We start from the raw sequence: 26945 nt of genomic DNA on the forward strand, positions 1-26945 counted from the left end.
TAGCATGAGTAGTTTTACAGGCAAAGCCGAAACGGATGATAACCACCTACTGAAGTAGGTGGTTTAGGGCTGAAAAATAAAAAGCGCCTTTCGGCGCTATTAATTATACATCCCTTACCCAAACGTCTTTGACGTCTTTCTTAAGAAGGTCAATCACACTCTGGTGAATAAAAACTAATCCAAAGTCTTCTTCTAGTTTAAATATTAATCGTTCTTCTAAGGGAATATTTTCTAATTTAGAGAAATCAAACTCCGTTGACTCGATGTCTAACCAGTTTAACTTGCCGTATTGTTTTTCTTTGTCCGTCAATTTATAAGTTTGATGGATGTAAGGCATTCGATAATCTTCGTAAACTTTAATTTGATCATCTGTTGGTTGGCTTGGAGAACAATCGACACGAGCGTCTAACCACTCTACTCCGTGTACGACCAGTTTCTCCACTTTTGACGCAATATCGCTGATGATAAATAACTTTGGAGAAAAGGTCATTTCAAGCAGTAAATCAGGCTCAATTGGCACTATTGGCTTAGGGCTTTGCTGGAATGGGAAGTCAGTCAAAGATTGTTTAGATAAAACTATGTAGTTAGTCATTATTATATTTACCTACTTACACTAGACTCGGGGCGTCTCTTCGGATGTATCAAATGAAAAGGCAACGATACTAGTGTTTATTTTACCCTCCTCATCTAAACGGACAAGCGCTTCAAACAACTCGATTGAGAAGAACGTTTTTGTCATTCCGACAGGTTTAAAAACATGCCTCTTGCTATCCGGAAGTTCCTTGATCTTTTCATCAGATAAGTAAAAACGAGTAGTTACGTCAGTCACTTTTATGCTTTTATCATAATCAACGACATCTACTAAGTTATCTACTGCTATTATGTAGCGCTCAGTTAACACTCCGTCTCCGGAACAGGTTAATTTTGCGGGATAAACTTCAACACCGTATGGGTCGAAACTCATAATTAGTTCAGCAATAGGCTTAGTGACATTAAAAGCACCGCCTCTGATTAAATCTAACGCTTCCATTTCATAGATATCATCATCTTTCCACACAATCTCACTTATACAAGAAGTGGGAGTGAAATCATTATCATCATAGAAAGACGACCGACTATCAACGGCTGTAAATAATGATTCACCCTCGTTAAAGTCTTCATTTATGTATGCTATTTCCATCTCAAACCTATAATTTACTAGCAACCTTTAGATAATTGAACTTAAGGGCTTTCTTATAAAAAAGTCCACTCCATATTTCTTCTATCTCCGGCCAAGTTGTATTTTTGTGTGTTCTTTGCTGACAATCTGAGCTTCTACAACCATTTCCTTTTGGAGAAAAGTCACCTCCTGTATTGTGAAGCAATATCGTAAATTCACTTATCATGTCACAAATTCTTTCCGAAAGATCATTCAGTTCTTTTCGATATACAGGAGGTGGCATTTCACAGTGTAGCTTTTCCAACGTCTCTAGCAATTCTTGCTTTACAAACTTATGATAGGCTTTAGAAGGATATGCTTTAATCTTATTTTTGTCTTTGTTCAGCATACTAGCCCTCTTCATTGGATTCCCTCCATTTAACATCGAGGTAGGCTCTGCATTAGAGTACACTTGTTCATCACTCTTAAGATTAAGTTTACTTACTGTATTTCTACCCGTATGACCGCTAGAATGCCAAGGCAATCGATACTTGCACGCAACCTTTTTAGCCGTACCTTTGTCACTGCTGGGAAGTATTACTATATTGTCTAAACTGTTCCAACTGTATTCTTTGTTTCGCATCTGTTCTGTTCGCTGAGTTGATAGCTTTTCGAACAAATTAAAGCTAATCAGATGATGTCCAGTAAGAGGACAATCACATTTTTCAGCTAATATATGATTGGCCTTTAGTAATGCTTCACCAGAAACATGTCGAGAAAAACCGTTATTGCTCATACTCATTTTTTCCTTCCTGGAAGGACACATTTTTTCTTATGTCGTTTATCGGCGATTGCCCGCTTACACACTCTACAACGAACTGTTTTAGTCCCTTTATCCTCATTTGCCTTCGCAGAACTCTTTCCTGACTGTGCAGACTCGCCAGTATTATGTTTTACTTTTGCTGGGTAAGTTTTCTCACTCTTACCTAAAATTCGAGCAAAAAGGTCATCAAACTCGCCCATCGCTTCTTTAAGCTTATCCGGTACCATCTTATCGATGATTTTTACCTCATCCGCTAACTTCAAGAAATACGTACCGAGCTCATCTGCACCCATTCTGTTTGCGTGTGAAGCCAACTCAGTTGCCACTTCAATGCAAGGTTTTAGAACATCGCTAACAATCTGGCTGGTCTGTTTTGCATAATCCATCCAATCTAACGTGCGTAGGAATTTTTCTGGATCGCCTTTACCCATGCCTCTTAAAACAGCAAGCAAAGTATCTTTTGATGTTCCTTTACCGCCTTTTAACGCAACTTTACAAGTGCCTTTGACTGCACTACCAAATGTCGGGACACAACCGATAAGCGTTAATGAAAGAGCTAGCCAGTTTTCCGACTTTTCACGTTCTTCCTCATTCAACAACGTCATAATGTTCGCTGATAAATCGCGGACATCTGCTGCTTGATCGACAACAGGGATCATGGTCAGGGCCGTATTGGCAATAATCTGTTCTACGGAGGCATCATCGTTAAAGTCACCAAGAATGACGCCCCAAACCCAGCTTGCAGCACCAGACATTCTCTTCCACGCATTCTCCCAGAAACCGACTTCTCCACGCTTAGCTTCTTCAATAATTAGCTGCGCGTTTGCACTTGGATCAAAGTTCGGGTTGGTCTTGGTTGGGACATTTGGCATAAAATCACGGCTGTCCTCGCCGTACTCTATAGCAAACTCCCCCGGAGCAACGCCACCAACAGATGCTTTACCGTTGTCGTCGAGAGTTCCTTCAAACACCGCGCCAGATTGATCTGTGAGAGTGTATGTTGCGCCTTGAACGGGTTCACCGTCTGAGTATGAGAGATACAAATCAACCGTATACGTCCCTTCCTGCTCTTCACTCACAGAAACCGATGGGTTTTGTGCGCCGCCAAGACACACAGTGTTGGCTTTGTTCATGGTCATTTGATCGGACAGGCGACATACGCCCTTACCTTCAAACTTAACCGTTGGTGAAGCTGAAATGAATTTTGCTTCGGCTTCTATCGTGCCTGAGGCAACGCCTTTTCTGTCACCGCCCGCATCGCCAGTACTTTTTGAGAACGTACTGCCCTTGATAGCGACACTGTTACCGCCATCCATAGAGACTGTCGTAGTCCCACCAGCAAGGTCTGCTGATTTAGCATTGTTGCCATAAGGGATAGGGACGACTGGCTTGCCGACCTTAGTTAAACAAACATCTGGGAGCGTTGCATTCGCTTCACCACCTGAGCCTTTATGAACTATCGAAAGTCCATTCGCACCAACTGTTACGCCCATAACCAATCCATTTGAATTTTATTGATTGAATGATAAAAGAGATCGCAAACTGCAATCTCTCTAAATAACTAGTGAATTTCACTAAAAAACCAGTGATATTCACAATAAGCCCTAAAACTGGCAGAAGATCTCATTTTAGATCTCTGGTTATCTATACATTTCAAGCAGTTGCTGAAATTTTAAGTCTATGACGATGTAGGTTGCCGCATACATAAGCGCAAACGTCATAGCACTAAGACTTAAGATCAGCTTGGGTGAAATTACCCTTTTTAACGGCTTCTTTAGATATTTAGCTTTAAGGTTGATTAAAGAAACTTTTTCTTGTTCTGCTAGGCGGTCATCTCGCACTAATCGATAAATGGTGCTGCCAATTTCCGCTAACTTTTCGTTACCACGCTCTTCACGGCCGTACTTGCCTTGGAAACCAAGTTGAAGCAATAAATAGAGAAACTCTATAACGTGACGGTATTTGCGAGGGTCGGCTTTTAAGCGGTCGAGAATAACGAAAAACTTGTCACCACCAGATGTTTCGTTATGGAATTCAGACAGTAAGCTGTTCTGGCTCCAGTGACTATTTGCTCCCCATTCTTGCCGACAAACAGATTCATCAATCGCCGCACACAAGCAGTAACGAATAACAAGAACCGAAGCACGATCGAGCTCCATTTCATTAAGTTTTCGTTCACCTTTTCGAATCTCACGTGCCACTTGTTCACGAAATGGCATCGGGTCATCAAGCCAAGGGATCGAAGACATACAAGACAGACTGGCGATCAACCATGAGAACTGGTCCACTAGCGGGTTAATACCCATGTTATCGATAGATAGATCTTGTACTGCGATGTTTCTCGACAAGTCAGGCGCTGGCATTACCTCCATTGGTTTGCCAGGCTCTGGTTGGAATAAGACTACGGTGACGTCGGTTTCTGCGTAACTCATAGACGAACGGCCCAAAGTTGCAATGATAAGTTAGCGAAATCGCCCGCAACGTGAATCGCAATCGCAGCAGTGTTCTTCAATGCCATCCACTCTTCGCCCGTTTTATCGAGCTCGAAATAGGTGTAGCCAGCGTGATACGGCAGCGCGCGTGGCACAACTGGCATTGGTTTGATCTCAATCCCAGGCAGTTGAAGGTTAATCAAGTCACGTATGTTATCGATAGCACCGATCTTCGTTTGGCTGACAAACTGGGTATGCAGGACATCCAAGGTCACGTCAGCTTTAACTGCGAGGATAAAGGTCGTCGTATCAATGATCTTATTGTCAGGGATTGCTGCCGTTCTGATGCCATAGTTCTGATCTTTTAAGGTCAGTGGAATTGCTCGTTGCTCAGACATCACGCTCAATGTCATTTTCGCACTGTCTAGGACGCGAGAAAGACAGCTAGTAAGATCACCATGATTGTACTTCGTAAACTCAATAGGTCGGCGTGTCGTTGAGCACAGCGTCGAAAGCTCACCTTCTGCCTGAAGAAGAATTCGATACAAAGACTCAGGATGCACAGCTTCTGTGCTTGCGAAATGCCAAAACAAGGGTTCGTATCGGTTGAGCGCTTGCAATAGCATAAAGTCAGAAACCGATGATACGCCTTGTTGATCCACCACCCCTAATCGCTGAACTATCGATTCCGCGCGATGCTTCAACATAGAAGCAAACTCGGTCGCAAATTTACTCAGTACTGTCGACGCATGAATATCGATACAGGTAGGAATGAAACTATCATCTAAGATCACGCTGCCATCAGGCTTCACTTCTGAGATCTTTAAGATCGGAATAGACGTGTAAGCACTCTTATCTTCATGATCGTACATTAAGCAAAAGTTAAGCTTACCGACGACGATATTTGCCATGTCTTCCGAATCATAACAAGCGTCAACCGCTTCTTGAGATTCCATCGTATAGCGCGCACCGTCTTTTTTGGTACCAAACAACTCAGAACGTTCCGATGGTAACGGACAGCACAAATAAACGACTTTATCGGCAATCGAAGGATCTACATCTTTCACTTCAGGCAGCTCGGCAAGCAACGGAAGCTCAAATGGTGTCCGGTCTTGTAAAATACCTTCAGCACGAGTAATACCGATTTTACCCAGTGCTAGTAACTGAGAGTTGATTTCTAAACGTTTAATTCCCCAATGCAAAGGCGATGCATTGGCACTCAGTAGGCTCGATAGTTTACTTTGCGAACGATCGAGTTGTTGAAAATGCTGCGGCTTCATGAACATTCCATCTTGCCAAACAACTGGATTGTATAAAGACATGTTTCTATCCCTTAAAAGTAAACCTGTTCAATGCCGCGAGTGTTATCAGAAATTAACTCACTGCCCTCTAACTTGAGCTTGATGTAGTACTCGCTCTTCTCTTCAATAACTTCCACTTTTCGCCAAGACGAACCATCAATATCACGAAAAGCCACTGAAAAACCGACGGCACGAGTGTCAGGGTCTAGCGTTAGCATTTCATGAACTTTTCCACCTGGCTGTATTTGATATTCGTAACGTTTGATGTACTCATCACCCAACGACGCTTTATCGCTCTCAAACAAGGCAAAGAAATCTAAGCTTCGGAACAATACTGGCGAACTTAATTCGTGAAGACGGAGAATAACTGGAGATGACTGGCCCCCATTTCTCACATTGAGTACAGGTGATGCCTCAATAACCAATTCAATCGACGAAGTTTCTGGTGTGATACCAGTGGACTCTTTAAATTGATCCCACATGGAACAACCGGACAACATGGCAAATCCGAGTAATACGGCGATACTACGCATGGTTTCCCTTAATCACTTTGTTATAGTTTTTCTTAATCAGCCCTTTTAAGGATGTTTCATTAAGCAGGCGACGATTATTAGTGTAGAAATCTAGGTATTCGGCCCACAGCTTTGACTTAGTTGAGAACAAAGACTGGCTAGTGACCCTGTTAGCAAATGCTACGGGATCGTTCGTTTCTGACTGTTCTAAAATGAGCTCATTCAGTGCTTTGTTAAACATAACTTGGTGATCGTTCAGCTCATCGAGCATTTGTTCAACCAGTTCATTTGGAGCCAGTAATTGCTGACTATTCAAAGTGAGCATTAGCTCTGCGATGTTCGAGTTAGCCTCACTCGCACTCTGCTCATCTTTTAACGATTCCACTTCGTGCAACTCTTTCTGTAGGTTATCAATACATAAACGCAAGCAAGTGCCCATTTGCTTGAATAACTGCGCCTCGTTTGTCATCAACTCTGGGTTTCGAATACCCAAACCATCAAAAAACGCTTGCGCTATATCTTGAGAGCAAACGGCCGCATCAGTATCGACTTGTGCTTTCGTCGTACTGTTTATCGCGTGCTCTGCCGTAGGTATTTGAAGTTGCTGATTAGTGTTAGGAGAAGGCGTAAAAGATTGGGTCATCTCTTCCCATTTTGACCCTGTATTAGCCTGCTCTACGACCATCTCAGTAACATTATGCGTACGATGTTGTCTTTGAATCGTGCTATCTGGGGCTACTGTGCCTGGTTGCATCACCTCAGCTGAGGCAATATCGGCTCTATGTGCCTTACCGCTTTCTGGCGCTGATGTATCATTGACTGATGCGTTACTCTTGGTTTCCGAAGCCATCCAGTCTTCAGGGATTAGGCTTGGCTGATCGAATTCGGAATATATGCTGAAACTGTCATCGACCACCTGACGTGTGCTTTCCACGGTTCTAGGTTGTTCAGATTCTGTACGCTCATTATCACGAATTAAGTAATCGTCATCTCGCTGCATCGAAAAGTTAAGGTGAGCAACAGGATCATGACAATCAATGTCATCCTGTTTAGTCTCCATAAACAAATCTTCTAAGGCACCGACTTTTTCTTCCTCTTCGACAACCGCATCTCCTAGACTAACCAGAGGATCGCTAGATACTCGCTCAGGAGCAATATCAGCGGCGATGTCTAGTGTTGAGGTAACGTGCTCAAGAGAAACACCAATCTCATATTGCCCTAAAGAAATGATGTCGCCATCAACTATCGCAACGGGTTGATTTTTTAGTATTTTATTCCCATTTACCATTGTGCCGTTAGTTGATACGTCACTTATATAGTAGGTATCTCCATACACGCTGAGCAAACAATGAGTGCCCGATATAAAGCGGTTGTGATCGGCTAAAGACACGCTACAGCTTGGGGAACGACCTATCGAACCACCACTTTCAGGCATTTCAATATGCTTTGCACCGGTGTATTCCTCTGGACACTTTGAGATAAATAAAACTAGCTGATTTGAGTACATTTACGAACCTCAAAAGAGCAAAGAAACTGATAGTTCAAGCCCACCAATTCCATCATTTACAACCGGAAGGATATAAGAGGCCTGCGGGATAATTTGTATATGGGCGTCAGGATTACTGCCTAACTTTATAGCAGTACCAAGGGTCATAACCGCACCTAACTCAAACTGGTCGATGTCTTCAACACTCTCATAACGATAGCCCTCTTGGTCTACTTGCCAGCGATTAGAATATTGCGAGTAACCGACAGACAAGCCCGCACCAACATATGGCGTGAAAACACTCCAAGAAGTCAACGCATATTGAGGAACAACACGAAGTTCATAGTTCGTCGCTTCTTGATATAAGCCGTTTGCTGGCGCTTCAATATCTTCTGCTAGATAGTTTAGCCCTAACCACCAACGCCAACGGTTATTGTTTTCATCAATAGGACGAGTATGAACCAAGCCGAACCTAAGCGTATCCTGCTCACCACTTTTACCTTCATCGTATTTAATGCTATCGATAGTCAACATACTGGTAGAGAGTCCATATCGCTCCCCTTTTGCCATTACAACAGAAGAAAATAGACACATGGCTGAAATCAGCCCAATTTGACTTGGTTTTAGCATTTCGTCCCTCTAGGAAAACCGATATTCTACTTAGAGGCGAAAGATATCAATTATATTCTCTTTTTCAATAAGCCTAAAAAAACACCTATAATTTAATACATTTCAACTATCAGGTTGGTTGTTTTACCTACAAACAAAAACTAAAGAACCGACTACAGATTAAGTGACGAGACAGTAAATCTTTCTATTTAAATAGAAGTAACAGAATTTGATTGCTAATTGGACAAAACGTAATCTCCGATAACAATTTAGTTACTTTTTAATCAACGTTCTCATCTTCATATATAAGTTTCTTCTTATAAATAGACTTAACTATTGATATTAATATTATGAACAAAGATCACACTAAAAGTAATTTAATTTCTTTTAATGAATTTTTATTATCTAATCCGCTTATTTTGTCTATAGAATTGCGACAGATGTGCACTGCTTATAATTTAATATAACAGTAGTGAAATCCTATATAACTTAATACTTCTATATGATCAGTTGGAACTTTCCTTATGTTTTTTACCGACTTCGCTCGAAGACCAATCGATGAAAATAACCCAAGCGGCTCTAATCCTAATGGTTCTGAGGATTTTGACGAAATTAAACGTCAAATAAACAACCTGAATAAAGTCACAGGGAGAGTCTCGTGGAAAACGGTTCAAACACTCTCAAAAAAGATCTTGAGTACCCAAGCGAAAGACCTACGTTGTTGCTGTTACTTTACCGTTGCGTCAACCTATAACGACGGCTTAAGAGGCCTTGTTGAAGGGTTAAACTCAATACTTGATGTGTGTGTCGTATATTGGTTCAACGCGTATCCAGAGCATTCAAAGTCAAAGGCACGAATGAGCGCTATTGAATGGATGGTAGAGCATACTGAAAAACGAATTAATAAGCATCGAGCGTTACCAGAAGAGCTTCCATTGATAGAGGCAGCACATCAATTATGCTTGAGGATTGAGGAAGAGCTTCGTCTTCATTACGGTATTGAAGCGCCGTCATTAGGTCGCATTCGCCGTATTTTGAATCAATGGATTGAGCAGATAAAAGAACAACAAATTGCGGCTGAGTTACGCGAGAAAAAACAAGCCAACACTAGCGCTCCTGCAGCAACGCAGAAGGCACCTGAAATTAAAGTGAATGTGTCTCCCTCTCCGGCACCGGTGTCATCACCCAACCTAAATAGCCAAGAGAAAGCATCACCGGCAAAGTCTGGTCGATTTATGATCTACTTCGTTATTGGTTTGATTGTTACTGCGATATGTTCACATTTCATGTACGAGCAACAACGTTATCGAACATTGGAACAAAAAATTAATCAAGCTTCACTTAATGAACTTGTAAATTTGGTCGCCTCGTTAGATTACGAAAATAAAAAATATGCTCAGTCATTGAAAACGCAGGCCATTAATCGTGTCGATATTATGATGAATAACTGGTTTTTAGACTCGGCAAAAGTAAGTAACGTCAGCGAGCTCGATAGCTTGACCAATGAATTAATCGCAATCTATCCGGATTCGTCTTCTGCACAGCAGCTACGTCAAAACTTTTTGACACAGAGCGCCCATTTAGAAGACCAGTTTATGGATGTTTATAAGCGATTCTCAGACGCAAGAACGGTGTTTGCCAACGTAGCTAGACAGAATGTAGATAAGAACTCTGAAAAGGCGTACGAATACAGTAACTCGTTATTCCCGCTTTTAGGTCGTATTGAATACGCTGAAAAGTATTCACAGCAAAAGGAAATTGACCGCGCAACCCTTTTACTGAACATCTACCTATATAAATTGAGTCAGCTACAAGCTGAAAAAACTGACAATAAATAACAATACAATTAAAGAAGTTTTAGGCTTATGTTCAAACAAAAACTGTTTAGAAATCCAGTGGTGATTTCTACTATATTGATGTTTTTAGTGGCTGCAATTATCACCACTATTTATCTGCTTTTTCTTGACGAAATCGATCAACTTTATCTTTGGCTGACTCTTGGTGCTATCGCCATGGTTTACGTCACTTTTCAATTCACATTATGGTTGAAGAAAAAGAACAACGCTAAAGCTCAACATTTGGAAACCGAGGAAGAAGCGCTTTCTATGGTTATCCAGCCTCTTCTTGCTAACTCAGGCAAGAAACCAATTTACCTGATGCTTGGTAATAAAGGGTCAGGGCGACGTCAATTTTTATTTAATTCTAGTGCAATTAAACCGATGGATCGCACTAGAACCGCTAAGAATGACTTTTTTGAATGGTACGAATCTGACAGCGCTGTATACATCAAGCCTGACCAACGCTTAGTGTTCCAGGAAGTATCAAGCAGTGATGCTTCTTTATGGAATACGTTCATTGAAGAAGTTATTCATCATCGACCTAGAAAGCCATTTTCTGGGTGTCTATTCTTCATCGATTTCGAGTTCATGATCGTCTCTGAACCAGAACAAAAAGAGTACACCATTTCGTCGTTATTGGCGCGCTTGAGTACCATCAACTCTAAAACGTCTTCAGCATTGCCAATCTATTTGATTATGTCAAAGCTAGACAAGTTAGATGGCTTTAAAGAATACATGCACTTTAGCTCTCTCAAGACACGTGTTGAGTTCCTCTCTATCCCACTAAAAGAAGCCAAGGGTGTATTTGCAGAGTACTACCGCGATAGCTATCGAAATCTAGTGAGAGTGCTTGAAAGTAATGCGCTAGATGCATCCGCTAATTCAACGGACATTGATGAGAAACAAGCAATACTCGCTTTCCCTAAGCAGTTTGAGCTATGTCAATCTGAAGTCAGCTATGTGCTTGAGCGTCTATGTGATGTTAACAACGGTGTCTATTCACTAGACATCCGTGAGATTTTCTTTAGTTCGAGTCTGCAAGGCGGTCGCAAGTACAATTTACTTGCAAAAAGTTGTAGTAATTACTTCAACTTACCTATTATCGCGTCAGAGCATACTCAGTTAACAGAAACGCCTTATTTCTCTCGCTTTCTGATTGATTCACAAATATTGCCGGAAAGCGACTTTGCGGGCGAAAACAAGACGTATCTTCGTCTAATTCAGAGACAAAGCCGTTTGGCAATACTCGGCTCTATTATCCTGCTTACTGGGGGCAGTTACTTCTTTTTCACGACATTAGACCGTAACTTACATGTGATGAATCAACTCTTGAGTATCGATGACAAATCACAAGTGGAGCAAGATGCAAGATTCAATGAGCTTTTAGCGAAGGCGACGAAAGCAATAGAGCCTTCTTATGGGGCGTGGCTTAAAGGTTCTAAGGCTTTGGATGAAGAGATATTACCACTCAACATTAGCCGTTTGGATCAAAGCACTCGCATCGCATACGAAGCATTACTTAAGGACGTTGCTCAACAGTTGATACCTCTCATTGAGAAAGGTTACCGTCTACAACTGACACAAAATCAAAACACTTTTACACGCGCTTTACCTCTATTGAAGGGGTATCTAATGCTAAACGATCCAACAAAGCGTGATATCCGTTTTTTGCGTCATCAAACTCTCCAAATGATGAACGACTTGAGCAACCAAAGTGACGTCGTCAATCAGGCGATGCGCTATTTGGACGCTTACTTTCGCACGCAGTTTGAGCCAATTGATATCAATATGGATCTTGTTCGCGCAACACGTCGCTCATTGCTAGCAAATTCGAATGTTGATCTCGTTTATGCAGGCATTTTAAACGAAGCAAATTCGATTGATTTAGGAACCCTAGATCTGCAACGAGCTGTGGGTTTTGAGTTTAGCAATGTATTCAACACACCAATCGATAGTGAACGCTTGATCGTAGATAAGATCTATACCTCCACTGGTTTTAGCACTTTTTATCGACCAAGCGTGGACCTAATGTCACAACAAGTCATCAGTGACAACTGGGTTTTAGGTCTGTCACAACACGTTATTCCTACTAGTGAAGAACAAGAAGCCTTCAAAGAGGAAGTACGTAAAAAATATACTGACGACTACATCAGTAATTGGCGCAATGCGCTGAGTGAACTAAAAGTCCAGAACTATGACAATGTCGGCGACCTAACGAACGCGATAGACTTAATCTCGGGCCCTTCTTCACCAATGACAACCGTACTGAAGCAGGTCTATGCCAACACACAATTTTCACCCGTTGGTGAAAAAAATGCTCTGATTTCAAAGCTAGACCCGAAACTCGTGGCAGCGGCAGACTCCGCATCAGACGCAGTAGAGGAAGTAGTTAAGCCTGATTACTTGTTGATGAAACGTGTTGAACAAGCTTTTCACTTATTAAACCAACTTCAGGTCAGTGAAACACCAAACTCCCCTACTCCTTGGGATGAGACCGTAGCAGCGTTAAGCCGTGTTCGCACATATATGAAAGACATCGCTGATGCACCTGACCCGCAAATGGCGGCGCTAGCGGCAGCTCAGCATCGAATGAACAGCAGTGAAGCTGACCCATTAATAAAACTTAAACAGATTGCCCAAAAATCACCGGAACCCGTTCGTAGCTGGTTGTTAGATGTGGTTCAACAAAGCTGGTCAGTCATGATTAAAGAGTCCGCTAAAGGCATTCAAACCCAATGGTACAGCGAGATTTACACCAAGTTTAAAGAGATAGGGCTAGGACGATACCCATTTGATCTAACAGCGACCGAGGAAATCTCAATTGAAGATTTTGAATTACTGTTTGCTTCCGGTGGTTTGTTAGACACATTTATTCAGAAAAATTTTGCACCGTTCTACGATACCAATTTATGGACGCCAAAACAGGTGGATGGCGAGACGATGCCAATCTCTCCGGCTCTGTTAGTGCAACTGCGTAACTATAACGTTATTCGAGACACATTAATTAATAAAAGCACTAACCGCGTTCATATTCCGTTTAGTGCAAGAGTACTCGATCTTGATTCTAGTGCGATTAGAGCGAGCTTAAAAATTGCAGATACCAATATAAGTTACTACCACGGTCCAAGCCGCATTCGTGAAATGGCATGGCCACCGCAAAATGGTGACTTCAATATTAGTATCACACTCCAGGATGTAACCGATGAAGGCAGACAGCACGTTTTAAATAAGAGTGGTCAATGGGCGATATACAGATTGCTAGGTGACTCGACCTTGACAAACACTCATAACGGCAGCTTTGTCAGTGACATAAAAGTGTCAGGGAGGGACTTGAGCTTACGCATCACTCCGTTGACACAGAAAAACCCATTCACTCTTGCTGAGCTGTATAACTTTACGCTCCCAGAGTCGATTTAATAACAATATAAAAACAAAATAGGCAGAACACATGATTTCAAACATGACTTTACAAGGTTTAGATAAATTAGATCGAAAAATACTTTCAAGTCTATTGTCGAATGGGCGAGAGTCGATTGCGAATCTATCCCGAAACATTGGTTTGTCTCGAACAGCAGTAGCAGAAAGAATTAATCGTTTAGAAAAGACCGGTATTATCAAAGGCTATACCGCACAGATTCGCGTAGAAAATGAAGGGCGAAAAGCCGCTAGTTATCTACTGATCTCTTGTGAAAAGGGTAAGAAGAATGATGTAACGAATGCACTTAAAGAAATCCCTGAGGTTCGCTTAACGAGCGTTGTTGGTGGCAACTTTGATATTATTGCCCTAATTGAAGCGCCCGACCTGCAGTCTATTCATCATCTTTGTAATGAAATTGAATCATTTAACGGCATTCAAAGGCTTGATACTACCGTTGTACTGCACCAGCCGATCAGTCGTTAAGCTTTTCTGACCTCTTTGAGGAAAACATAAAGGGCCGCTCGTTGAGCGGCTTTCTTATATGCTTCCGATAAGTCGAATTTTGGCGTCTTTATCACCTGGGTTGCCAAGCCAGAACGTTTGACCTAGTTGGTTCCCTTCTCCATTACCCAATTTGTTTTCTGGAATACTGTCTAGGTTAACTGTCAACTTTAGGTCCCACGACATTGGGTCACGCAGAATAAAGCGCATCAAGCCCACCAGCGTCTTATGTAACTCACCATCGTAGGAAAACTGCTTAAACGTTTCAAAATCAATGTTGTCGATACACAAGTTAAACTTGCCGTTCAAATCCGCAATGCTTTGTCCCAAGTGTAAGCTTTGTCCCAATACACAATTGGAACGATTGAGTTTGTTACGCTGGCTTTCAGCGATTTCTACGCGTCTATAAACCCATTCTTCGATTCGCACATTCGGCAGTGAAAAGTAGTGCGAAACAATACCGGAAATAAGCTTAGGTGAACGTGTACGCGTAGATAACTGGTTCACGTAAGACAGAACTTTCGCTCGATCTAACTCCGCTACTTCACAATCTTGCATAACGCTTGACAGACCAGCCAAATGCAGTATGCGCCCAGAAAACGCATCGCTCGCCCCGCTTTTGTACTGCACGTGATATCGGTATTTCTTCCAAACACGATACAGTAAGCTTGTATAGCGGTTGTGGAAAAAGTCGAAGAAGTCCTTCACTGGGTTATCATCGGGATCACGACCGACGAGTTTCTCAGTGTAAGACGCAGGTAGGGGCGAGCTTGAACCATGCAAGCCAAGAAAGTTCGTCTCAATACGTGAATATTGCTGTCCGTTTCTTTCCATATGAGTAATAAAATCCATATCACTCTTTGGAAAGCACAGGTTTGGCGACACGCTGAACTCAATTCGCTCTTGATGGAAGTATTTGTTCTCGCCCACGGCAACAAAATTTGAGTTTGGCTCCAGCTGGTAGTGTTTCTCTAACAGCAACACCGCTTGGTAGAAACTAAACTCATTCGACTTATCAGAAAGTGTGTTAATCATAGTATCGTCTGCTGCCCGATTAGGCTTGCCCAGTTGTAAACCTCGCCCGTCGCTTCATCGAACACCTCTAGTTCGGTAAAGGAGTTCACACTCGAATATAAACGGATAAATTCATTCAATACCGTGGCCATAAGGAACATATCGCCTTCATTTACGAAGAACTTAGAGTCCGTGACGAGCTTGAATTGGTTACCACGCACAGATACACCACGAAATACGCGATCGATTGGTTTCATCTCTGAAGAAATAATGCCATCAAGTCGATGAATCGACGCGCGGTGGGCTTGTCTATCGACTCGAGAGTGGAAGTCGTAAGTCGAGAGCAACACTTTCAACACATCGATATTGGCCAAAGACAAGTAGTTGAGCGACATGTTGGCAATCAACTGCCATTGAAGTTCACCATTAACCTGAGGACTTACTGACTGTGTTGGCTTAGTAATGTTTTTAAACGTCGCATACGTTGGCGACTTGTGCGTCGCGTACGTGATATCTCCTACTGACAGGCGCTCCGCTAAGTCCGCGTTACTGCATTGCAGTTTCATCAATACTGTTTCAGTCCCTAAATCCGCAATGTCACCATTGTGAGTATGGAATGAGATATAGCGCTCTAACCCTCTCCCACTTACTCGCTCGCCCACTTTGGATTTGTAGAACTCTCGCTTATCACGCTGGTTGATTTGGTGCTCAAACGATTCAAATTCAATCAGTGGTTTTCGGCGACGCTCGTCTTTACTCCAGCTCTCCACTTGCTCAATGGAATAAACCTCGTAATGCTCCTGAGTGTTACTTTGTGGACGCACCTTGTACTCGTTTCGTCGATGCTCTAAACGGATTGGATCGCCGTCTTTTTCAAACAAGTTAACGGCAGGTGTGCAGTGCAACCTTAAGTGTTTATCTTTAAGCACCACCTCTGAAGGCAAAGCACGCTTAAAGTGGAATTTGATTTTGACCGTGCTGCGCTGTGGAATGCCTTTTAGCCACTCTAAGCCTTTAATGTCGAAGAACATGAACTTATCTGGCAAAGAGAAGAATTCTTGCAGCAAACGGTAGCCTGCAAAGGAGTTTTTGCTGTAAGGCAGCAGCGCCTCGTCCTCTTCATGCCCGACTGGCTTAACGTATTCTGGCCCTAAACGATGTTTGTAGCCGCCACCAACATCCAACTCGACGTAATCTAGATAACGGAACAGCCATAAGAAGACAGTGCGAGTAATATGAATCTCACCATGCAGGTGCAATCGCAGCGTGTCTAAACCTATCCGAGACAGCTCAAGGCCATGCTCCGTCGATAACGTCACATCAATCATCGAGCTGGTGCGGCTGTTAGTTTGTTCGATGTTAGTAATCGTAACTGGGTATAGATTGACGTCATAACAAGTACGGAACAAACACTGCGTGCCTTCTACCTGCTCGCTGGCCATTTCCGCACCACGTTTCACCACGGTTTTCTCAGTAACACTTCCGGTATGCGGTTTTAGTTCGCTAATACACAAAGACGGAATCGAACGCATGTAATGTGGCCACAGCAAAGTCATCAGAGATTGCGTTAGCTCAGGAAGTTCATCGTCAATCTTTTCGCGGATGCGTCCGGTCAAAAAAGCAAAACCTTCCAGCAGTCGTTCGACATCTGGATCAAAAGTTCCTTCAGAGAGAAAGTGAGTTAACTTCGGATGATATTTGGCAAACTCACTACCCGACTCGCGTAAATACGTGAGTTCATCTTGAAAGTATTTACTGTTACTCAAGTGGCACCTACTAAACGTTAAATTGGCCGTCGGTTCCCATGTAGACATCGATCGACATTGGGACTTTACCGCCGTTATGGGAAACTTCGCCGCGAATACCAAAGCCGAGTTGTAATGGATTATGGTGGTCTTCACGGTAATGAACCTCGACATTAAGCAGTCGGGGCTCAAAGCGCTCTATGGTTGACGTGATGTTTTTTTGAATATGGCGAACGAGGTTTGTGTTGTTAGAAAGTACGTCGTTAAAATCTGGCAGACCATACTCATTGTCGATCATTGCGTTGCCGGAGTGCGTATTCAACAAGTCAGCGAGATGCGAGTGAATGGATTCAATCAAATGCTTATGAGACACCACTTTCTCGTAGCAGTTTTTTGGTTCTCCTAGCTCGATCCGCTCTAAAAGACGGTAACCTTTTTCCATATGCGATCCTACGAAAAAAGCAGCCAGTCTTCACTGGCTGCTTGATGGTTTCAGTAATGGGTTATTGGTCTAGCTTACCAACTAGAGACAAGTCGAAGCTTGCGCCCATGTACTTGAAGTGAGGACGTACAGACATCGATACTTTGTACCAGCCTGGATCGCCTTCTACGTCTGATACTTCAACCTTCGCAGCGCGAAGTGGGCGGCGACCACGAACTTCCGCTGGCGGGTTCTCTTGGTCAGAAACGTATTGACGAATCCACTTGTTCAATTCGATTTCTAGGTCAGAACGCTCTTTCCAAGAACCAATTTGCTCACGCTGTAGCACTTTTATGTAGTGCGCTAAACGGTTGATAATGAACATGTAAGGAAGCTGAGTACCTAGCTTGTAGTTCATCTCGGCTTGTTTGCCTTCAGGCGTGTTCGCAAACACTTTTGGTTTTTGAACAGAGTTTGCAGAGAAGAACGCCGCGTTGTCAGAACCTTTACGCATGGTTAGCGCAATGAAACCTTCTTCTGCTAGCTCATACTCACGACGGTCAGAAACCAGGATCTCGGTTGGGATCTTAGTCTCGATTTGACCCATAGCTTCAAAGTTGTAAACCGGTAGATCTTGTACAGTACCACCGCTTTGAGGACCAATAATGTTCGGACACCAACGGTACTTAGCAAATGATTCACTGATCTTGGACGCCATCGCGTACGCTGAGTTGCCCCATAGGTAGTTATCATGGCTGTCTGTCACTTGCTCATCGTAGTCAAACGCCTTAATTGGGTTATCTTCAACAGAGTAAGGCGTACGTAACATAAAGCGAGACGTACATAGACCTAAATAACGTGCATCTTCGTGCTCACGCAGACCACGCCATTTCGCGTACTGTGGACCTTCGAATACAGACTTAAGATCTTTTAGGTTTGGCAGCTCTTCGTAGCTGTCTAGACCAAAGAATTTAGCCGATGCAGACGTGATGAATGGTGCGTGAGACATTGCACCTACGTTCGCCATATATTCCATCAGTTTGATGTCAGGCGACGAAGCAGACATAGCGTAATCACAAATGACGGCGCCAACAGGTTTACCACCGAACTGGCCGTATTCACGTGTGTAGATTTGCTTGTACAGGCCAGACTTCACCACCTCTGGAGCGTCTTCGAAGTCATCAAGAACTTCGTCTTTCTTCGCAGAGATCAGTTCGATTTGAATGTTCTCGCGGAAGTCAGTGTGATCAACCAGGTACTTAAGGCCACGCCACGTTGATTCAATCGCTTGAACTTCTTCGTTATGAAGAATTGCATCAACTTGCTTAGACAATTTTTGGTCGATTTCAGAGATCATCAGATCAACCAGAGATTGGTCGACTTTCTCTGTGTTCGAACTGCTTAGTAGCTCACTGATGAATGCTTCTACGCCGCGTTTTGCAACGTCAAAACCTTCATCACTTGGCTTTAAACGTGTTTCGTTAAGAATGCTATCCAGAAGTGAGCCTGATTCAACTAAGGCTGCTTCTTGTTCTGGCGCTTGTGCTTCTGCAGACATGATATCCCTTACTCTTCTTTCGCGTCTTGGTCGTTGCCAATGCTTAGTTCATCCAACAGTTTCTTTCTCGCTTCTTCATCTTGAAGAACCGATGCGATCTTCTTACGGAACGCAGGAACGTTTCCTAGAGGACCTTTAAGTGCAACCAAGGCTTCGCGAAGCTCAAGTAGGCTGTTCAGTTCAGGTACACTTTTCGCGATCGCTTCAGGAGAGAAGTCCTTCATGTTTTGGAACGTCAGATCAACACCAATCTGGCCGCCTTCTTCATCAGAAAGACGGTTTTCAACGTTGACTTTAACGTTTGGAGACATGCCCTCTAGCACTTCGTTAAAGTTGTCTTTGTCAATGTTAATTGGAGTACGTTCTTCAATTGGTGTCTCATCTGCACGCGCAGTAAAGTCGCCAACTACCATCATGCTTAGCGGCAGCTCTACGTCTTCTTGCGTATCGCCAGTTGCTGGAACATAACGGATATTAATTCGCTCTTTAGGAGCCACCGAGCCGTCACGTGACATAATTCGTTCCTTATCTAACTCTTTAATTAGTCGTAAATTGCTTTCCACTCTTCATACTTCTCAGGTAGAAGATCCTTGCTTCCAAATAACCGATGGAGTGTTTTTCGAATTAGGTCTTCTAACTGTGACGATAAGTGGGGTTCCCAGCTCGCGAGATTAAACGCTTTTTGTACTTCCCACCCCTTCTCAAGATACGGCAAACACAACGGGTATAATCCAACAGACTGGTAAGCTGCTATCAATTGTAAATACAGCATGAACTGCCCACGTCCCGAGCTATCCAGCTCAAGTTTGTGGGCAAGCTCTGCTGCACATTCCCCTAGATTTTCTAGAGTGATATCCTCCATTGGCAGCGAGTCTTCCTGCGAAATCACAACCGTTTGAACAACGGGTTGAGAAGTCGAAGAAGTAGTATCTTGAGTCGATAACCAGCTCAAGGTCGCTTCATCTGCAAATGGTATAGAATTCTTAAATGAGAGGTGCTCGATGCCCTCTAGCGATTCAACAAAACGCGTCACTTCTTGTTTCACAGCAAGCGCTGCATCATCAAAGCCCAAGTTATTAAGCATCGAATACACGAAGTAATGGCCCGTCAGCCAAAACGGCGCATCCGTTAATGTGCGCTCCAAACGCTTAATGGTGTCGATGTCGCTTTCTTGTTCAGCTTTATCTCGGTATTCCGCTTGTTGATCGGACGACACTGCCAAGCTCAAAGGCGTTTGATTATTTTGGTGGTCGGGTAGACCATCAATGTCATCCCAAGTCAGATGACGATAAATCCGGTAAGCCAGCGGATCACTTGGGTTCGCATGAAGCATGACTTCCGCAACCTTCTTCAAGGTGCGCTTAGAAGCCGTCGGCGAAGAGAAGTCCGTATCGACATCGACTTCTTTTGCTACCGCTTTCTTAACTGGCGCAGGTTTAGGGGCCGGCGGAACCGCCTTCACCGGTGCGGTTTGCACTTCACTCTGCGCTGGCGTTTCTGCGGCGGCAGGCTGCGTAGCTGGTGCAGGCGCCGCTTGTTCGACGTTAACGACTGCTTCATCGCTCTGCTCATCAGCCGCCGCTTGTTGAGATAAAACATTGAGTTGAGTGCGAATCTCAAAGAAATCCGCTTCTGAGTCTTGGTAAACCTCGTCGTACTGGCGCTGCACTTCTTCAATAGTCGAAATGCAGTTTGATACCAAATCCCATGACTGAGCACTTTCCGCTAACTTGCTGCTGACCAGTTTAAACTGATGGTTCAACCATTCGACCGCGCCATCTCGACCCCGCTTTCGGGAAGGATACAATTCAACGCCAAAGCGACTTAACGCCTCACTAAGCAGCTTTAGACCTTGTTCAAAGCCTTGCAGACCAAACTCTTCTGTTAGCGCGCGAACGAGGTAACAAATGGCTTTTAAGTCTTTACTGTGGTGCTCTAGAACTTCAGTCGCGTGCGTTTTTACTACGCTCCAATCTACTGTTTCGCCAAACAAGGAACCGAATTTCTTCACTTCGGATTCCATCATTTCATAGCAAAACTCGTAACGGGCATCATTACCCACTGGAGATTCATCAGAAATAGGATTAAGCAGACGATCGATATCAATGTTGGACAAAATTCACGTCTCCTTCAGTCAAGTAATCTCTCAACGCACGCGCTACCGCAATTGCGCCATTTGCTGGCTTAGATAATCGATGGCTCTGCTCAATTGCATCCGACGCCATGCTATCTAGAATTTTCGTGATTTCTGTAAATTTGCTTGGTGCATTCCGTTCTAAATCGGCAAGGGATTCATGTAGCTTTTGTTTGTCGTAAACGGATTGCTCCATCACGGTGCTAAACAAAATAAATTCGCTTCTTGCGACGATTAAATCCTTTATTTTTTTGTCTAGTTCTGGCGTATTACCGAAGTAGGCTTTGGCTAATTCAGCTTCTTCAATTGCTTTGGTGTAAAAGTGGGCCTCTGCATGTTTATCGATGGAGTCATTAATATTTTCCATCACAGTCTTTGGTAAGATTTGGTTGTAGAAATAGGCTTGTGACTGGTTTAACAGCCATGCCTCTTTCATTTCATTTTCTGCGAGCTTAGCTTCACCATCTAAAATTAAGCGAGCAATCTGCTTATCTCGACTGCCAGCTATGGCAGATACTTTCATGGAATCGATAGACGCGACATTTAATCCAGACATCACTTTAGTCAACGCCTCATCCGCATATGGAAACAGGGCACCGTCACGAACAAGGGTTTCTCGCAAGGTGACAAGCTCCTTACGTAATTCGACTAATGCCATTGGTAAGCCATCCGCTAACGATTGATACGACGTTAACTGAGCCTGTTTTTCTTCATATAAATTCGAGAGGCTTAACTGCTGAGCTTGATATGCTGTTCGATAAGCTTCTGTCATATCAATACTCTGAGTAGCTTGAGACAATTCTTCTTTGATTTCCCATGGAGGCTGAGCTAAAAAAGAAGCCGTTTCAGAGGGCGTAATAACGTGAGTTACAGTAGTGACACCTCGGGAAAAAATGGCATCCAATTGATCTTTATTCTGTTGATATAAATAACTTCCTGCTGTTGCCAGCACACTCAGCACTAAGCTCGCCTCTAATATTTTAAAGCGACCGTACGCCGTTTTATCATTTGGCTTACAGTGTGTAAGCAGCAAATCCGCGTTACGCAAGCTACTGAAAATTGGTGCGTTAGAATTTGAGCTAATTGATTGCGTATCGATTCGCGCTAACTGTTGAGCAAAAGAAATAGCGGTATAGCCATGCCCTCTTGGTTTGTTGATGACTTCTTTCAGCAATTTCCAAATATGAACCGGGATCAAAGCCGGACGCTTTCGATCTTTTAACTGCTTATTCCAAGCATCACCAAATATTGATCCTAAAAATAGGTGTCCAGCGAGCAGAGCGAGAGAGTAAACATCATCTTGCGGTTCCGCGATGCCAGTTTCTATATAAAGAGGGGAAGCGTAGCTCAAGCTTGCTTCTGCGTAAGGTTCTGTCTCTCCAATGTAACGAGCAGCGCCGAAATCAATGAGCTTAACGTAATCGCCTTCACTCACTAATACGTTAGATGGTTTAATATCAAGATGGCAGATACCTCTTGTATGCATAAACTCTAGAGCGCCAGCGAGTTGATACACCAACCAAGCGATGTGGTCGTGGCGGAAGCCTTTAGAAGAATGACGCTCCATTTTTTCTGCCAGTGATTCACCTTGGATCCACTCGTACATCAAATATGGGCGTTCGAATTCGTTGCCGATTTTTACAAAGTTAGCCACGCTAGGGTGTTGAGAAAGCTCCAGCCTGCTCGCTTCGTTAATCAACATTTTGCTCGCAAATTCTGGCGAGTCATCATTGATAACTTTGCAACAGATTTGCTTCTCTGGCTGCCCTTTTTTTGCAAGATGGTAAACCGTTGTCTTACCATTTTTAGAAGGAAGCTTGTCTAATACATCAAACTGTGAAAAAAGCACGTACTCAAGCTTCGGCTTATTTTTTTCTGCTAGCCTTTGCTCATTCAGTTTCTTTTTCTCAATAGCTTTAACAACCAACTGATCGATATATCCTTTGGCTGTACTCTGATTATTAGACACTTAGTACTCTTTCATAGAATAAATATTATTAGAGTTGAATAATATTTTCTTGAACGTACTTGTATCAAGGTTGGTATTTAAAACAAACAGTAAGCCTATTATTTTAGTTATTATTACTAACTTATTAGACCTTTTTACTTACGCTTTCACTGCATGAGTTATACGCTTTTTCGTGTTACAAACTTCAACCTAATAATATGAGTATATTTTCATTGCCATTTGATCGATGAGTGCCCACTAACATTGCAGTAATTGGAGAACTCCTTTGTCACCATGAAAGTCGAACATTAACAACGTAGTTGGTTGCTTAAAGTGGTGCTCTCTGACCGCAAAGGCAATTAAAGCGAGAGAAGAACAACTGCCCATTGTGCCCCACAACTCATTGATAAGCTGCGGTTGTTCTGGGTTCGTGAATCGTTCTGCTTTAGCCCCCAGAGCAAAACCGTAATCTTCCGAATGCATGCGCAGGTTCGTCATATCGGAATACACTTCACCAAATAAATCGAGCTTTTTACTCGCACGTTGAACAAGTCGAAACATGCCTCTTCGGTCTGAAGTGTTTAATTCCGTATCAATGTAGCCAAGCTGCGCTTGAGGCTTAAGTTTCAATGTTTCTACGGTATTTCTTCGACAAAGAATTAAACCCGCCCCACCCTCACTCGGAATAACGCCCCATGGATTATTGGTACTCATTACCATCGCATCGTCGATGAGTGTTTGCATCGAACTCACCAAGGAATCGACACTGATACACATCATAGCATCATATTTATCCAATGATTTCATGGCCTGGAGAACGAAACTAGGCCCACTGGCATGAACAGCATTCACCACAGAGAGAAATTCAGCATAGTTACTTTCACCAAGCCATTCTTGCACCTTTACTAGTGAAACAGACGCAGGCACCGCTATAAGCAAAGGTATTGGTCTCAATGAACGTGGTAACTGTGCTAACAATGAATTAAGCAAGTGGGTGATTAACTCACACGTTTTCTCAAACTGCTCACTTTCTTTGGTGTATTCGATTTTGGCGTAAGTAAAACGCTCGATACCATCATCCCCTACACATTGGTCGAATCTTCCTAAGTCAGCATACGAAACTGCAGTAGCAATATCTAAATTCATACCGGTTGGCGTCATCACTTCCATCCCTAGCACGTAACGGCCTGTTGAATTATGCATGCTCGCTTACCTCTTCCAACTTAGTGATGGATGTCGACACCAACAAATGCTCCTTGCCCTGACAAGGAAACGCAGCGGTGTAACTGATTGATATAGTTTTCTTTTCCGCATCAACGAATAAGGTGTACATCGCCATATCAGCTTGATAACTTTGATCTTTGAACGTCGCGATCGCACGGTATTTTTCTTTAGGAATTCGAAATGAAAGCGTGTCATCATGACAAAAGCCACTCATCATCAAACGCTCCCCCCCACGAAGGAAGCCTTTGCACTGTTGATCAATAGGCGCGCTTTGGAAGAACCGCTTATCAAAATCGAGTGGCAACATTGGCTTGCGATTCTCAATCCAATCGTCATCGAACGTGCCGGCCAGCTTCTGGCGCGACTCAAAGAACGGAGGCACTGGCCCGAACCCCGCAACGCGTAGTTTTTTCGCGGCGGCACTCCAGTCCTCTCGGGGATAAAAAATCGAGGGTACTTTCTGTTCAAGCAATTCTTTGTTGGAGTCGGCAACCCCACCACCTATTCGGTTACGTAAATCACCGCCTACCGCGCAAGTGTAATCAATGTCTTTTTCAATAAATGGGACTGGATTGCTCAGCGTGATACTGCCAGCATGCTCAACCCATACGCGTTCCCCGTGAATAGCGAGAGTCTTATCGATATGACCATCAATCAGCACACGACACTCTTGGTATGTCACTGGCTTTTTCGCGTAGCTGCGCGCTTTGCCGTAAACAAGTACATCTGTGTTGTCTTTGGTATACGCGAACTCGTGGTCAACTTTCATCGCAGAGAAACCTTCTTCGCCCAAATATTGGGGATCATCGAAGATTTCACTTTCACCTAATTCGTGCCAAACCACACCATCGAATTGCCAAGTACGTTTAGCGACCACAACCCACACTTCATCGCCGTTTTCGTCACGTTGAAAACGACCTTTAAGTGATAGCTCAGGGTGCGCTTCAATATCCCATAACTGCATTGCTATTCCTTAAGTTGAATCGTTCGCTCGCAGAAGGTGCGGCCTTTAAATTGTTGAAGTTCCAGTCTTGCTGATGTATCGGCATCGCCATATCCCAAGGCACGTAGGCTCTGGATTGAATGCAGATTTGGCGCCATAGCCAGTCGCGGAACAGCACATCAACGTTAGAATCTTGCATCGCAGCTAACGTAGACTCGAAGCTCAATGCGTAACCCAAGCGGCTTGGTAGATTTTGGATATATTTTTCATCTTCCACCCACTCATTGAGCAGATCGACGATCTCTTCCCATTCATACTCGACACCAACATCTTGCGGATTCAGAGGAAGAAGCTTTCCGTAGACGACATACAAGGCTTGAAGCCAAATTTCACCTTCAGCTTCCTCCAGACTTTCCAAGTGCTCGATGATTTGAGGCACCAGTTTCCAATCGCCACTCAGCGCAAAATCAACAGGTGCTAATGAAGAAGAGATATCAAACGCCTCAAACTCTTTTAACTCAAGCAACTTGGCATAAGTAAGCACTTGCGCTGATGGTAATCCATTTGGTTCGATGCCAAAGCTCTGACGGAACCAAGTGCCTCTGTCACGTTTGGTAATCAAACGTTCAAATAGGTATTGTTCGCTGCCTGCATTGTCATTAAGCCAATCAATCCCCTCTTTCACGTCTTGTAAAGCGAGCAGTGGCAAAGCAACTTGAGAGCTAATGATGCTGGCTTTGTGCCAGCGCTTGATGAGAGAAACACTTAATGTTTGACGTACACGTAAGCATTCAAAGTAAAACGCACTGGATGTCGCATTACCCTCAATAAGCTCCGAAAGCGTGCTATCCATAGATTCAACCGGAGATTGTACGGCAATGACCATTGCGGTTTTAGCGTCAATATCTTCGAATAAACTCAATCCGCACAAAAGGTTATCCAACTCTGAGCCCAACTCGCCCTGTAGCATCAGCCAGCTGTAGATTTCTGGCTCCTGGCCTCTTAACTGATGAATCAACCCCGGTGCTAGCCGATAAAACGACAAGTACACCTGCTTCAGTTCTTCAATTTGGCGTTCGATCAGCTTGAGATACGCCAACTCACGACTTGGATAACCCCTTTTGTGAATTTGAACTCGCTGCCTGATTAAAAACCCGATACTTTCAGAAGCAATGGACAGCTTTTCATTACAGAAATCTAGCCATGTTACTGGCAACTGGGAAAGGTCATTCACAGCGCGATCAGCTTTTGCTAACGCGCCTTCGACTTCTTGATTGGTTATGGGTGCCTTTAGGTGCTCGACACCGATTCTTTGTCGCATCTAGTTATCCGTTATTAGCGTGCCATAACGCGATTGCAATTAGTTAATACAAAGTAATTAGCTAACTCGACGTAAATTAGCTAATGCTAGGTAATTAGTTAATTGCGATCGTTCCGCCTTGAATTTTTTGTGCTTTTTCTGCTTGAGAAGTGACGTACTTCGCTTTAGTGGTAATTCGTCCATCGCGCCCGCTATAGCGAGTTTCTGTCTCACCACTTTTGACTACCAACTCTTGTTCTGTCTCGATAACCATCTTCTTCGCTCGCAATACAAACTCGTCAGAGTCATCCAGAATGGAGAAGAAAATGTCCGTCACAAGAGGCAAGCTTAAGTCGTCGTTCAAAAACTCAACTCGACAACTTAATCGATTATCGATAGCCATTTGCAGTTCAGAACGACGAAAGCCACGTCCCAGTCTCGCAGTGAGTGGCTGCTTAAATGGGTTACCATCAAAATCAACTCGCACACTGCCCGTAGACTCATTGATAGCCACTATTATTCCAAAACGCGAAAAGCAAGCCGTTGATTCGGCTTGCTGCTCTGATATTACTTCTGTTGTAAGAGGTTGTTTTTCCATTG

The 26945-nt window shown here is 43.4% G+C and carries 23 protein-coding genes; 3 read left to right on the plus strand and 20 right to left on the minus strand.

What is annotated here, in order from left to right:
• Positions 1-103 precede the first annotated feature (103 nt).
• From R7Q46_RS13885 to R7Q46_RS13925, 9 genes are all read right to left on the minus strand, one after another.
• Entirely contained in the window at positions 104-592 is a 489-nt protein-coding gene (locus R7Q46_RS13885; protein WP_033906419.1) for a hypothetical protein, read from the minus strand.
• A gap of 21 nt (positions 593-613) precedes the next feature.
• The gene (locus R7Q46_RS13890) at positions 614-1180 is read right to left on the minus strand and encodes an imm11 family protein (protein WP_047008198.1); all 567 of its coding nucleotides are present in this window, start codon (positions 1178-1180) and stop codon (positions 614-616) included.
• Between the two features lie 7 nt (positions 1181-1187).
• Complete coding sequence (locus R7Q46_RS13895) at positions 1188-1934, minus strand: AHH domain-containing protein (RefSeq protein ID WP_226083226.1); 747 nt, start codon at positions 1932-1934, stop codon at positions 1188-1190.
• 2 nt (positions 1935-1936) lie between these two features.
• A complete protein-coding gene (locus R7Q46_RS13900; protein ID WP_136976744.1) occupies positions 1937-3454 on the minus strand; it encodes a PAAR-like domain-containing protein in 1518 nt (505 codons plus the stop codon).
• Positions 3455-3601: 147 nt separating this feature from the next.
• Positions 3602-4393, minus strand: a complete 792-nt coding sequence (gene icmH, locus R7Q46_RS13905; RefSeq protein WP_005373354.1) for a type IVB secretion system protein IcmH/DotU — start codon at positions 4391-4393, stop codon at positions 3602-3604.
• Positions 4390-5715 carry a type VI secretion system baseplate subunit TssK gene (gene tssK / locus R7Q46_RS13910; RefSeq protein WP_318077549.1) on the minus strand — a complete coding sequence of 442 codons (1326 nt, stop codon included), beginning with the start codon at positions 5713-5715 and terminating at the stop codon, positions 4390-4392. Before tssK ends, icmH begins: the two co-directional genes overlap by 4 nt.
• Before the next feature lie 11 nt (positions 5716-5726).
• Positions 5727-6227: a type VI secretion system lipoprotein TssJ gene (gene tssJ, locus R7Q46_RS13915; protein WP_005386118.1), complete on the minus strand. Its 501-nt coding sequence runs from the start codon at positions 6225-6227 to the stop codon at positions 5727-5729.
• Positions 6220-7713, minus strand: coding sequence for a type VI secretion system-associated FHA domain protein (locus R7Q46_RS13920; protein ID WP_239945272.1), 1494 nt, complete (start codon positions 7711-7713; stop codon positions 6220-6222). Before R7Q46_RS13920 ends, tssJ begins: the two co-directional genes overlap by 8 nt.
• 9 nt (positions 7714-7722) lie before the next feature.
• Positions 7723-8322 (minus strand): hypothetical protein, encoded by a 600-nt coding sequence (locus tag R7Q46_RS13925; RefSeq protein ID WP_206954878.1) that lies wholly within the window; start codon positions 8320-8322, stop codon positions 7723-7725.
• Positions 8323-8825: 503 nt separating this feature from the next.
• Here R7Q46_RS13925 and R7Q46_RS13930 point away from each other — a divergent pair.
• From R7Q46_RS13930 to R7Q46_RS13940, 3 genes are read left to right on the plus strand one after another with little or no spacing between them, the layout of a single operon-like run.
• Positions 8826-10139, plus strand: coding sequence for a type VI secretion system ImpA family N-terminal domain-containing protein (locus R7Q46_RS13930; protein WP_005386112.1), 1314 nt, complete (start codon positions 8826-8828; stop codon positions 10137-10139).
• Between the two features lie 27 nt (positions 10140-10166).
• Positions 10167-13556, plus strand: coding sequence for a type VI secretion system membrane subunit TssM (gene tssM, locus R7Q46_RS13935; protein ID WP_318077550.1), 3390 nt, complete (start codon positions 10167-10169; stop codon positions 13554-13556).
• Positions 13557-13587: 31 nt separating this feature from the next.
• A complete protein-coding gene (locus R7Q46_RS13940) occupies positions 13588-14040 on the plus strand; it encodes an Lrp/AsnC family transcriptional regulator (protein WP_005373369.1) in 453 nt (150 codons plus the stop codon).
• Positions 14041-14094: 54 nt separating this feature from the next.
• Here the strand turns inward: R7Q46_RS13940 and tssG are convergent, their stop codons facing one another.
• The 11 genes from tssG to R7Q46_RS13995 form a co-directional block, all read right to left on the minus strand.
• Positions 14095-15093, minus strand: coding sequence for a type VI secretion system baseplate subunit TssG (gene tssG, locus R7Q46_RS13945; protein WP_005373373.1), 999 nt, complete (start codon positions 15091-15093; stop codon positions 14095-14097).
• Positions 15090-16838, minus strand: coding sequence for a type VI secretion system baseplate subunit TssF (gene tssF / locus R7Q46_RS13950; RefSeq protein WP_042523535.1), 1749 nt, complete (start codon positions 16836-16838; stop codon positions 15090-15092). The genes tssG and tssF overlap by 4 nt, the downstream gene beginning before the upstream one ends.
• 10 nt (positions 16839-16848) lie before the next feature.
• A complete protein-coding gene (gene tssE, locus R7Q46_RS13955; RefSeq protein ID WP_005373376.1) occupies positions 16849-17259 on the minus strand; it encodes a type VI secretion system baseplate subunit TssE in 411 nt (136 codons plus the stop codon).
• A 61-nt stretch (positions 17260-17320) separates the two neighbouring features.
• Positions 17321-18796: a type VI secretion system contractile sheath large subunit gene (tssC, locus tag R7Q46_RS13960; RefSeq protein ID WP_005373378.1), complete on the minus strand. Its 1476-nt coding sequence runs from the start codon at positions 18794-18796 to the stop codon at positions 17321-17323.
• A gap of 8 nt (positions 18797-18804) precedes the next feature.
• On the minus strand, positions 18805-19311 hold the full coding sequence (tssB, locus tag R7Q46_RS13965; protein WP_005373381.1) for a type VI secretion system contractile sheath small subunit: 507 nt from the start codon (positions 19309-19311) through the stop codon (positions 18805-18807).
• A gap of 26 nt (positions 19312-19337) precedes the next feature.
• Entirely contained in the window at positions 19338-20912 is a 1575-nt protein-coding gene (gene tssA, locus R7Q46_RS13970; protein WP_213911884.1) for a type VI secretion system protein TssA, read from the minus strand.
• A complete protein-coding gene (locus tag R7Q46_RS13975) occupies positions 20899-22899 on the minus strand; it encodes a serine/threonine protein kinase (RefSeq protein WP_213886142.1) in 2001 nt (666 codons plus the stop codon). The genes tssA and R7Q46_RS13975 overlap by 14 nt, the downstream gene beginning before the upstream one ends.
• 237 nt (positions 22900-23136) lie before the next feature.
• Complete coding sequence (locus tag R7Q46_RS13980; protein ID WP_213866790.1) at positions 23137-24081, minus strand: hypothetical protein; 945 nt, start codon at positions 24079-24081, stop codon at positions 23137-23139.
• A complete protein-coding gene (locus R7Q46_RS13985; protein ID WP_005386096.1) occupies positions 24074-25066 on the minus strand; it encodes a DUF2169 domain-containing protein in 993 nt (330 codons plus the stop codon). The genes R7Q46_RS13980 and R7Q46_RS13985 overlap by 8 nt, the downstream gene beginning before the upstream one ends.
• Positions 25047-26366, minus strand: a complete 1320-nt coding sequence (locus R7Q46_RS13990) for a hypothetical protein (RefSeq protein ID WP_154204261.1) — start codon at positions 26364-26366, stop codon at positions 25047-25049. Before R7Q46_RS13990 ends, R7Q46_RS13985 begins: the two co-directional genes overlap by 20 nt.
• Before the next feature lie 94 nt (positions 26367-26460).
• On the minus strand, positions 26461-26943 hold the full coding sequence (locus R7Q46_RS13995) for a hypothetical protein (RefSeq protein ID WP_064376245.1): 483 nt from the start codon (positions 26941-26943) through the stop codon (positions 26461-26463).
• Positions 26944-26945 lie beyond the last annotated feature (2 nt).

This window comes from Vibrio sp. 811, from assembly GCF_033339195.1.